The organism is Mesorhizobium sp. M7A.F.Ca.MR.245.00.0.0 (assembly GCF_003997415.1).
In the GTDB taxonomy this organism is placed as follows: Bacteria; Pseudomonadota; Alphaproteobacteria; order Rhizobiales; family Rhizobiaceae; genus Mesorhizobium.
The window spans coordinates 33,430-43,643 of record NZ_RZTE01000021.1 but is presented as its reverse complement, the minus strand read 5'-3'; the positions used below and the strand labels follow the sequence as shown (position 1 = coordinate 43,643).

Below are 10,214 nucleotides of genomic sequence, written 5' to 3'. Positions count from 1 at the left end.
GGCCTGCCTTGCGCGATGATCGAAATCCGCAACGACGAAATCGCCGGCGAGACCGGGCAGCGGAAATGGGCGGATCTGCTCACGGGCATTTTTTCGGATCTGGAGCCAGAGGAGGCCGGATATTCCAGATCGCCTTCAGTCGGAAAGTCAGTTCAATCGGCCAATTAGAACCACAGGGGAATGAAAATGGCAGGACCGGATTATACGGACGTTGACAAGAAGGAGGACCTGAAGGTTCTCCACGGCATGGGCTATGCCCAGGAACTGTCGCGAAGCATGAGCCGCTTCTCGAATTTCGCGATATCGTTCTCGATCATCTGCATCCTTTCGGGCGGCATCAACTCCTTCGCGCAAGCCACATCGTCGATCGGCGGCGCAGGTGCGGGCATCGGCTGGATCGTCGGTTGCTGCGTGTCGGGCTTCTTCGCCCTTGCCATGGCGCAGATCGCCTCGGCATTTCCGACCGCCGGCGGCCTCTATCACTGGTCGTCGATCCTCGGCAACCGCTTCACCGGCTGGCTGACGGCCTGGCTAAACCTGTTCGGTCTGATCACTGTGCTCGGCGCCATCAACATCGGCACCGCTTTCTTCTTCGTTGGAACATTCGGAAGCTGGTTCGGCATCACCGGCACGCCGGGCGAAATCGTCGGGTTTGTCGCCTTCATCACCGTGCTGCAGGCGCTGTTCAACCATTTCGGCATCAAACTGACGGCAATGCTTACCGATGCTTCGGGCTTTCTTATCCTGGGCGCAACAGCAGTGCTGATCGTGGCCTGCCTGGTGTTCGCACCGGCAATCGACATCAGCCGGCTGTGGACGTTCACAAACTATTCAGGCGATGCGGGCGGCGGTGTTTTTCCGCAAACCGACTCCATGAGCTACCTGTTCCTGCTCTGCCTGCTTCTGCCCGTCTATACCATCACCGGCTATGACGCCTCGGCCCACACCTCCGAGGAGACCGTCAAGGCAGCACACTCCGTTCCGCGGGCGATCGTTTCGTCGGTGCTGTGGTCGTCTCTGATCGGCTGGGTGATGCTGTGCGCAATCGTTCTCGCGATCCCGGACCTGGCTGCCGGCGCCAAGCAGGGATGGAGCGTATTCTTCTCGACAATGGATGCAATCCTGCCGGTGTGGCTGAAGGAACTGCTTTATTTTGCAATCCTGATCTCGCAATTCCTCTGCGGCCTCGCCACCGTGACCTCGGCTTCGCGCATGCTGTTCGCCTTCTCTCGCGACGGCGGCATGCCTGTTGGCTCCGCGGCTCTCGCCAAGGTCAACCCGACCTGGCGCACGCCGGTCAATGCGATCTGGACGGCCGCGATCCTCGAGATCCTTTATGTGTTCCTTGCCCAGTTTATTTCGATCGGCGGCACCAACATCTACACCATTGTCGTCAATTCGACGCTGGTGTTCCTGTTCCTGTCGTTCACAATCCCGATCGCACTCGGCATGGTCGCATTCGGCACGGCCAAGTGGCCTAATCCTGGCCCGTGGAACCTGGGCGCCGGACTGTTCAAGCTCTTCTGTGCGCTGTCGATTGTCGGCATGGTGATCATCTTCTACATCGCCATCCAGCCGCCGAACGACAAGGTGCTGTACATCACCATAGGCTTCATCTTGCTGACCGCCGTGCTTTGGTTCGGTTTCGAGAACCGCCGCTTCCAGGGTCCGCCGATCGGTGACCAGATCGCCAAACGCCAGGCCGCGATCAGGGCAGCCGAGGTGGCTATCGGCGAAGCTGGCGCCTGACATCGCCCAATATAGCCATGGCCGGCCTCGCGCCGGCCATGGCTACGTTTATCCCTTTCAATCGACAAGCGCTGGAGTGCCAAAGGAATGGCCGGAAATTTCTCGTTCGATCAGTTGAAGAAAGCGGTCTCCAGCGGCGAGATCGACACGGTGCTCGCCTGCATCGTCGACATGCAGGGACGGCTGGCGGGAAAACGCTTCCTGGCGCAGTACTTCGTCGATTCCGCGCATGACGAAACGCATGGCTGCAACTATCTGCTGGCCGCCGACATCGATATGGAGCCGGTGCCGGGCTATAAGGCGGCGAGCTGGTCGAAGGGCTATGGCGATTTCGTCATGAAGCCGGATCTGGCCACGCTGCGGCGCATTCCCTGGCTGGAAAAGACCGCTCTCGTGATCTGCGACGTGCTCGACCACCACACGCATGACGATCTGCCGCATTCACCGCGCGCCATCCTCAAGAAGCAGGTCAAGCGGCTGAGCGAGCGCGGCTATATCGGCTATTTCGCTTCCGAGCTCGAATTCTATCTGTTCAACGAGACATACGATTCCGCCCGCAAGAAGCACTGGCAAGGTCTCGATACCGCTTCACCCTATATCGGCGACTACCAGATCGGCATCACCACCAAGGAAGAAGGCGTCATGCGTCGGCTTCGCAACGAGATGGAAGCGGCCGGCATCCCGATCGAGAACTCCAAGGGCGAGTGGGGTCCAGGCCAGGAAGAGATCAATGTGCGCTACGCCGAGGCGCTCGACATGGCCGACCGTCACGTCATCCTCAAGAACGGCGCCAAGGAAATCGCCGAGTCCGAGGGCAAGGCGATTTCGTTCATGTCCAAATACAATTACGGGCTCGCCGGCAATTCCAGCCACATCCACAATTCGCTGTGGAGCGCCGACGGCAAGACTCCGCTGTTCTTCGACAAAACCGCCGACTGGACGCTGTCGACGCTTGGCCAGCAATGGGCTGCCGGCCAGCTCAAATACGCCAAGGAATTCACCTGGTTCCTGGCGCCCTACATCAACTCCTACAAGCGCTTCCAGGCCGGCACCTTCGCGCCGACCAAAATCATGTGGAGCGAGGACAACCGCACCGCCGGCTTCCGCCTGTGCGGCGAGGGCACCAAGGGCATCCGCATGGAATGCCGCATCGGCGGCGCCGATCTCAACCCGTATCTTGCCTTCGCAGCGCTGATCGCGGCCGGACTTGCCGGCATCGACGAGAAGCTGGAATTGCAGAAGCCGTTTGTCGGCGATGCCTATCAGGCATCGCGCCTGCCGGAGATTCCGAAGACGCTGCGCGACGCCACCGAGACGCTGGCGAAGTCGAAGATGCTGAAGCAGGCGCTCGGCGAGGATGTGCTCGAACATTATGTCCACACCGCCAAGTGGGAGCAGTTCGAATACGACCGCCGCATTACGGATTGGGAACTGCACAGAGGATTCGAGCGGTACTAGGTATCGACGGTTCGTCGGCGCCCCTTCACTCTTACCCTCTCCCAGTGGGGGAGAGGGTGCCGGCAGGCAGATGAGGGGCAGCGCCAGGCCATACGATTTTGTTATAGAATACGAGGATTTACAAAATGACCGAGACGGTCAAACTGATATCCCCCATCGACGGCTCGATCTATGCCGAGCGGCCGATCGCGACCGACCAGGCGATCAATGCCGCGGTCGAGCGTGCCAAGGCGGCTCAGGAGAAGTGGGGGCTGACGCCAATCGTCGAGCGCGGCAAGTACATGCTCGCCATGCTGGAAGCGCTGGTCGCGATATCAGACGAGATCGTGCCGGAGATCGCCTGGCAGATGGGGCGGCCCGTACGCTACGGCGGCGAGTTCGGCGGCGTCAGGGAACGCACCACCTACATGGTCGAGATCGCCGAGCAGGCGCTCAAGTCGGTGCCGGCCTCCAACCCGAAGGATGGCTTTCGCCGCTATGTGAAGAAGGACCCGCTTGGCGTCGTCATGGTGATCGCGCCGTGGAATTATCCTTACCTCACCGCCGTCAACACCATCGTGCCGGCGCTGATGGCCGGCAACACCGTGATCCTCAAGCATGCGGCGCAGACGCTGCTGGTCGGCGAGCGCTTCCAACAGGCTTTCGACGGAGTGGGTCTGCCCAAGGGCGTGTTCCAGAATGTCGTGCTGAATCACGCCCAGACCGAAAAACTGCTCGGCTCGGGCAAGATCGACCATGTCAATTTCACCGGTTCGGTCGGCGGTGGCCGCGCCATCGAAAAGGCTGCGGCCGGCACCTTCATGACGCTCGGCCTCGAACTCGGCGGCAAGGACCCGGCCTATGTGCTGCCTGACGCCAAGATGGATCATGCCGTCGCCAATCTGGTCGACGGCGCCTTCTACAATTCCGGCCAGTGCTGCTGCGGCATCGAACGCGTCTATGTGCACGAGAAGGTCTATGACGAATTCGTCGAAGGCTTCATCGCCGAGACCAAGAACTATGTCGTCGGCAATCCGCTCGACCAGGCGACGACGATGGGGCCGATGGCGCAGGCGCGCTTCGCCGACCTGATCCGCGAACAGAAGGCCGAAGCGCTGCGCAAGGGCGCGGTGGCGCACGTCAACATGAAGGTGGCTAACGACAAGGCCGGTTCGCCCTATCTGGCGCCGGAAGTGCTTACCAATGTTGACCATCAGATGAGCGTCATGCGCGAAGAGAGCTTTGGCCCGGTCGTCGGCATCATGAAGGTGCGTAACGACGAAGAGGCGATCGCGCTGATGAACGACAGTCCTTACGGGCTGACGGCTTCGATCTGGACCCGCGATACCGAGCATGCCGTCGCGATCGGCAATCGGGTCGAGACCGGCACGGTGTTCATGAACCGCTGCGACTACCTCGATCCGGCACTGGTCTGGACCGGCGTCAAGGACACCGGCAAGGGCGCGGGCTTGTCGGCCATCGGCTATGACAATCTCACCAGGCCGAAATCATTCCATCTGCGCGAAGCCATCTGATTTATTGAAAGACAAAAATGTCCAAGCTGATCTCCAAATGGAACTACCCCACCACCGTCCGCTTCGGCGCCGGCCGCATCAAGGAATTGCCTGAGGTGCTGGCGGCCACCGGCATCAAGCGGCCGTTGTTCGTCACCGATCCTGGCCTGGCGAAACTGCCGGTCGTCGCCTCGACCCTAGAGATCCTCGACGATGCGAAGGTCCCTTACGGCGTTTTCTCCGAGGTCAGGCCGAACCCGGTCGAATCCAACCTGACCGCCGGCATCGCCGTGTTCAAGAAGGGCAAGCATGACGGCGTCATCGCCTTCGGCGGCGGCTCGGCGCTCGATCTCGGCAAGCTGATCGCCTTCCAGGCCGGGCAGGTCAGGCCGGTGTGGGATTTCGAGGATGTCGACGACTGGTGGACGCGCGCCAATTCGGACGCCATCGCGCCGATCATCGCCGTGCCCACCACTGCCGGGACCGGATCGGAGGTTGGCCGCGCCGGCGTCATCACCAACGAGGCCACGCACACCAAGAAGGTCATCTTCCATCCCAAATTGTTGCCGGCTATCGTCATTGCCGATCCGGAGCTTTCGGTCGGCATGCCGGGCTTCATCACCGCCGGTACCGGCATGGATGCGCTGGCCCATTGCCTCGAAGCCTATTGCGCGCCGGGCTACCATCCGATGGCCGACGGCATCGCCGTCGAAGGCGTGAGGCTGGTCTTCGAGAACCTGCCGAAGGCCTATGCCAACGGCGGGGATCTCGTCGCCCGTGCCCATATGATGAGCGCTGCCGCCATGGGCGCCACCGCCTTCCAGAAAGGGCTCGGCGCCATCCATTCGCTGTCGCACCCGGTCGGCGCGCTCTACGACACCCATCACGGTATGACCAACGCGGTGTTCATGCCCTATGTTCTGGCCTTCAACCGGGACTCCATCGAGGAGCGTATCGGCCGGCTCGCCGCCTATTGCGGCATCAAGGGCGGCTTTGACGGCTTCGCCAAAGCCATCATCAAGCTTCGCAAGGAACTGAAGGTGCCGCATGCACTGCCCGGCCTTATCAAGGGGCTCGACATGGACAAGAAGCGTAAGACGCTGATCGCCGATATGGCGGTGGTCGATCCGACAGCCGGCGGCAACCCGGTCAAGCTGACCAAGAAGGCGGCGCTGACCTTGCTCGAAAACGCCATCGCCGGCACGATCTGAGGCGTTTTCCGCGCCGCAAAGTGATCTGAAAAGGGGCTATGAAAACAAGGGGGAGGATGACGGGCAAGGCAAAAACTAGTTAGCCGGAAAAAGAATCGCGGAGCGATTGCTACATCAGGTTAAAAAGAGTTTACTTTTTCGCACTGCGAGCAGCCGCTTTCACAAAGCTTTCATCTGGCTGTCACATGAAAACGATACCGCATCGCAGGCGTCCAACGGCGTCAGTTCAACGGAGAGAACACATGTTCAAATTCACGGGGAAAGTGCTTTCCCTTTCGGCCGCGGCGCTTTTCGCGTCGACGGTGATTTCGTCCGCGGATTCGCTGGACGATCTCGTCAAGGCCGCCAAGGCGGAAGGCCAGCTCACCACCATCGCGTTGCCGCATGACTGGTGCGGCTACGGCGACGTCATCGCAGGCTTCAAGGCGAAGTATCCGGAAATCACCGTCAACGAACTTAATCCCGATGCCGGTTCCGGCGACGAGATCGAGGCCATCAAGGCCAACAAGGACAACAAGGGCCCGCAGGCGCCTGACGTCATCGACGTCGGCTTGTCCTTCGGCCCGACCGCCAAGGCCGACGGCCTGATCCAGCCCTACAAGGTGTCGACCTGGGACTCGATCCCCGACAGCGCCAAGGATGCCGACGGTTTCTGGACCGGCGACTATTACGGCGTGCTTTCCTTCCAGGTGAACAAGGATCTCGTCAAGGAAGCTCCGGCCGACTGGGCCGACCTGCTGAAGCCGGAATTCGCCAACTCGGTGGCCCTTGCCGGTGATCCGCGTGCCTCGAACCAGGCGATCCAGGCGGTTTATGCCGCCGGCCTGTCGTCGGGTGCCGCCGCTGGTGAAGCTGCCGGTACCGCTGGCCTCGACTTCTTCAAGAAGCTCAATGCCGCCGGCAATTTCGTGCCGGTCATCGGAAAGGCCGCGACGCTCGCCCAGGGCCAGACCCCGATCCTCGTCACCTGGGACTACAACGCGCTCGCCGGCCGCGACACGCTGAAGGGCAATCCGCCCGTCGACGTCGTCGTGCCGAAGACCGGTGTCGTCGCCGGTGTCTATGTGCAGGCGATCAGCGCCTACGCGCCGCATCCGAATGCAGCCAAGCTCTGGCTCGAATACCTCTACTCGGACGAAGGCCAGATCGGCTGGCTGAAAGGCTATTGCCACCCGATCCGCTTCAACGATCTCGCCAAAAACGGCAAGATCCCGGCTGACATCCTGGCCAAGCTGCCGCCGGCCGAAGCCTATGCGTCCGCCGTGTTCCCGACACTCGAGGAGCAGGGCAAGTCCAAGGAAGCCATCACCAAGAACTGGGATGCCGTCGTCGGCGCCAACGTGAAGTAACTCACACCATGCCGGGCGGCTTCGCGGCCGCCCGGTCCTTCTCTCGAAGACGGTAGCCGGCGCATGACTGATATCTCATTGTCCGACCACGCTGTTACCGGGAAGACTGCGCCTCCCGCCGAAGCACGCAGCATGCGGCTGCCGACACAATGGCTTGGTGTCGCGCCTTTCTTCATCTTCGCCATCATGTTCCTCATCCTGCCCACGCTCTATCTGATGCTGGGTGCATTCCAGAACGATGCCGGCGAATTCACGCTCGAGAACATCGCAGCGCTGGCGCAACCGTCCATCGTTGCCGCCTACTGGATTTCGATCAAGATCAGTCTTGCGTCATCGCTGATTGGCGCATTTGCGGGCCTGGCGATTGCCATCGCCATCGTGCGCGGCGGCCTGCCGGACTGGATACGTTCGGCGACACTGACGTTTTCCGGCGTGGCCTCCAATTTTGCCGGCGTGCCGCTGGCCTTTGCCTTCCTCGCCACGCTCGGCCGCCTCGGCCTTGCGACGGTGATCCTGAACACCGTGTTCGGCCTTAACATCTACGCGCACGGCTTCAACATCCTGTCATTCTGGGGCCTGACACTGACCTATGTCTATTTCCAGATACCATTGATGGTGGTGATCATCGTGCCGGCCATCGACGGACTGAAGAAGGAATGGGGCGAGGCCGCCGCGACGCTGGGCGCGACCATGTCCCAGTATTGGCGCATGGTGGTCATTCCGGTGATCTGGCCGAGTTTCCTCGGCACCGTGATCCTGTTGTTCGCCAACGCCTTCGGCGCCATCGCCACCGCCTATGCGCTGACCGGCTCGTCGCTCAACATCGTGCCGATTTTGCTCTATGCACAGATCCGTGGAGATGTGCTGCACAATGCCCATCTCGGTTATGCCATCGCCTTCGGCATGATCGTCATCACAGGTCTTGCCAATGTGTTCTACATCTGGTTCCGGACCCGTTCCGAGAGGTGGCTGAAATGAAGTCGGGAAAGTTCTGGGCCTGGCTCGTCTTTGCTCTCGGCGCGGCCTACTTTTTCATCCCGCTGATCGCGACCGTGGAGTTCTCGATGCGCATGCGGCGCGGGGAGTACTCCTTCGACGCCTACAAGGTCGTGTTGGGCGATGCCCGTTTCCAGGCCACCTTCGGCTATTCGGTACTGGCCGCCGTTTTCACCATCATTCTCGGCGTGCTGATCGTGGTGCCCGCCGCTTATTGGATTCGGCTTCGGCTGCCGCAATTGCGGCCGATCGTCGAATTCATTACCCTGCTGCCGCTGGTCATTCCGGCCATCGTCATCGTCTTCGGCTACATCAGAATGTACGGGTCGAATTCGCCGCTGCCGTTCCTGGCGACCGATACAGGCACCAATGCCTTGCTGGTCATCGGCTATGCAACACTGGCGCTGCCGTACATGTATCGCGCCGTCGACACCGGGCTTCGCACCATCGACGTGCGCACCCTGACGGAGGCGGCACAGATCCTTGGTGCTGGTTGGGGGACGATCATCACCCGTGTCATCCTGCCCAACGTGCTGATCGCGGTGCTCTCGGGCGCCTTCCTCACCTTCGCCATCGTCATTGGCGAATTCACCATGGCCAGCCTGCTCAACCGGCCGGCCTTCGGCCCCTATCTGCAGAATATCGGCGCCAACCGCGCCTATGAGCCGGCGGCACTTGCCATCATCGCCTTCGCCATCACCTGGGGCTGCATGTCGCTGATACAGATCCTGTCCCGCTTCGCGCCGAGATCGGCGAACCGTCCGAACTGAAAGTCAAAGCCATGGCCGACCCATTCCTCTCCATCCAGCACGTTCGAAAATCCTTCGGCGCCACAACGGTGGTCGAGGACTTCAATCTTGACGTCGAGCGCGGCGAATTCGTCTCCTTCCTCGGCCCGTCCGGCTGCGGCAAGACCACCGTGCTGCGCATGGTGGCGGGCTTCGAGGAGCCGAGCGCCGGCACGATCGTCGTCGGCGGCAAGGACATTACGAGGTTGAAACCCAACCAGCGCAATGTCGGCATGGTGTTCCAGGCCTATGCGCTGTTTCCGAACCTGACCGTGGCGCAGAACATCGGCTTCGGCCTGAAGGTCGCCGGCATGCCCAGGGCGGACATCGATGCCCGTGTCGCCGAGATGCTCGGCATCATCAAGCTGCCGCAGATGGCGGATCGCTATCCCTACCAGCTCTCGGGCGGCCAGCAGCAGCGTATCGCATTGGCCCGCGCTATCGCGCCAAAGCCGAAGCTCTTGCTGCTCGATGAGCCGCTGTCGGCGCTAGACGCCAAGGTGCGCGTGTCGCTGCGCGAGGAAATCCGCTCGATCCAGAAGAAGCTCGGCATCACAACCATTTTCGTGACGCACGATCAGGAGGAGGCGCTGTCGATCTCGGATCGGATCGCCGTCATGTATGGCGGCAAGGCCGAGCAGGTCGGCACGCCGTTCGAGATCTACAACCGCCCGGCGACCAAGTTCGTCGCCAATTTCGTCGGCACGCTGAACGTGCTGGAAGGCACCGTCACCGATGCGGCTGCAGGCACGGTGCGGGTCAATTCCGAACAGGTTTCGCTCAAGGGCAAGCTCAACGGTTCCAAGTCGGGCGACACGCTGTCGCTGGCGTTGCGTCCGGAAGCCATCTCGCTTGGCCGCCAGCCCGGCCGCGACTCCAGCCTGTCCGGAGAAATCTCCGAGGTGCATTTCCTCGGCTCGGTCATCCGGGTTCGCGTCGGCATCGGCGGCAACACGGTGTCGCTCGACACGTTCAACAGCCCGGCGACACCGCCGCCCGCGGTCGGTGAAAAGGCCGAGATCTCGTTTTCGTCGAGCGATATGCTGGTGCTGCACTAGGCTGCTGCGCTTGTTTGGAATGAATGGCTGCATCCCGGTCCACGAAGACGGGAGGATGCTTCCGACCGCGTGGCATGGGCTGCAATGCAGCGAAGTCGGTGTTTAAGCGAAC

Annotated in this window: 9 protein-coding genes (1 of these 9 running past the window's edge); all 9 read left to right on the top strand. The window is 61.3% G+C overall.

Annotation, left to right across the window (positions count from 1 at the left end):
• Positions 1 to 168, top strand: partial view of an N-formylglutamate amidohydrolase gene (locus EOB80_RS20775; RefSeq protein ID WP_127329401.1) — the final stretch only. The gene continues 606 nt to the left of window position 1, outside the view; only the last 168 of its 774 coding nucleotides appear in the window; the start codon falls outside the window, past its left edge; its stop codon occupies positions 166 to 168.
• Positions 169 to 186: 18 nt separating this feature from the next.
• Positions 187 to 1,749 carry an amino acid permease gene (locus EOB80_RS20770; protein ID WP_023810103.1) on the top strand — a complete coding sequence of 521 codons (1,563 nt, stop codon included), beginning with the start codon at positions 187 to 189 and terminating at the stop codon, positions 1,747 to 1,749.
• A gap of 87 nt (positions 1,750 to 1,836) precedes the next feature.
• Positions 1,837 to 3,207 carry a glutamine synthetase family protein gene (locus EOB80_RS20765; protein WP_127329399.1) on the top strand — a complete coding sequence of 457 codons (1,371 nt, stop codon included), beginning with the start codon at positions 1,837 to 1,839 and terminating at the stop codon, positions 3,205 to 3,207.
• Positions 3,208 to 3,332: 125 nt separating this feature from the next.
• Positions 3,333 to 4,721 (top strand): aldehyde dehydrogenase family protein, encoded by a 1,389-nt coding sequence (locus EOB80_RS20760; RefSeq protein ID WP_127329397.1) that lies wholly within the window; start codon positions 3,333 to 3,335, stop codon positions 4,719 to 4,721.
• Positions 4,722 to 4,738: 17 nt separating this feature from the next.
• Positions 4,739 to 5,911, top strand: coding sequence for an iron-containing alcohol dehydrogenase (locus tag EOB80_RS20755; RefSeq protein WP_127329395.1), 1,173 nt, complete (start codon positions 4,739 to 4,741; stop codon positions 5,909 to 5,911).
• 242 nt (positions 5,912 to 6,153) lie between these two features.
• A complete protein-coding gene (locus tag EOB80_RS20750) occupies positions 6,154 to 7,260 on the top strand; it encodes an ABC transporter substrate-binding protein (RefSeq protein WP_127329393.1) in 1,107 nt (368 codons plus the stop codon).
• Between the two features lie 63 nt (positions 7,261 to 7,323).
• Entirely contained in the window at positions 7,324 to 8,238 is a 915-nt protein-coding gene (locus EOB80_RS20745; protein ID WP_023810098.1) for an ABC transporter permease subunit, read from the top strand.
• Positions 8,235 to 9,026 carry an ABC transporter permease gene (locus tag EOB80_RS20740; protein WP_023759707.1) on the top strand — a complete coding sequence of 264 codons (792 nt, stop codon included), beginning with the start codon at positions 8,235 to 8,237 and terminating at the stop codon, positions 9,024 to 9,026. The genes EOB80_RS20745 and EOB80_RS20740 overlap by 4 nt, the downstream gene beginning before the upstream one ends.
• An 11-nt stretch (positions 9,027 to 9,037) precedes the next feature.
• Positions 9,038 to 10,102 carry an ABC transporter ATP-binding protein gene (locus EOB80_RS20735; protein ID WP_023810097.1) on the top strand — a complete coding sequence of 355 codons (1,065 nt, stop codon included), beginning with the start codon at positions 9,038 to 9,040 and terminating at the stop codon, positions 10,100 to 10,102.
• The last annotated feature ends 112 nt before the right edge of the window (positions 10,103 to 10,214 follow it).

What these genes read in the sequence shown, in the direction of transcription:
- EOB80_RS20770 (WP_023810103.1), top strand. Translation starts at nt 187, where the DNA reads ATGGCAGGACCGGATTATACGGACGTTGACAAGAAGGAGGACCTGAAG.
- EOB80_RS20765 (WP_127329399.1), top strand. Translation starts at nt 1,837, where the DNA reads ATGGCCGGAAATTTCTCGTTCGATCAGTTGAAGAAAGCGGTCTCCAGC.
- EOB80_RS20760 (WP_127329397.1), top strand. Translation starts at nt 3,333, where the DNA reads ATGACCGAGACGGTCAAACTGATATCCCCCATCGACGGCTCGATCTAT.
- EOB80_RS20755 (WP_127329395.1), top strand. Translation starts at nt 4,739, where the DNA reads ATGTCCAAGCTGATCTCCAAATGGAACTACCCCACCACCGTCCGCTTC.
- EOB80_RS20750 (WP_127329393.1), top strand. Translation starts at nt 6,154, where the DNA reads ATGTTCAAATTCACGGGGAAAGTGCTTTCCCTTTCGGCCGCGGCGCTT.
- EOB80_RS20745 (WP_023810098.1), top strand. Translation starts at nt 7,324, where the DNA reads ATGACTGATATCTCATTGTCCGACCACGCTGTTACCGGGAAGACTGCG.
- EOB80_RS20740 (WP_023759707.1), top strand. Translation starts at nt 8,235, where the DNA reads ATGAAGTCGGGAAAGTTCTGGGCCTGGCTCGTCTTTGCTCTCGGCGCG.
- EOB80_RS20735 (WP_023810097.1), top strand. Translation starts at nt 9,038, where the DNA reads ATGGCCGACCCATTCCTCTCCATCCAGCACGTTCGAAAATCCTTCGGC.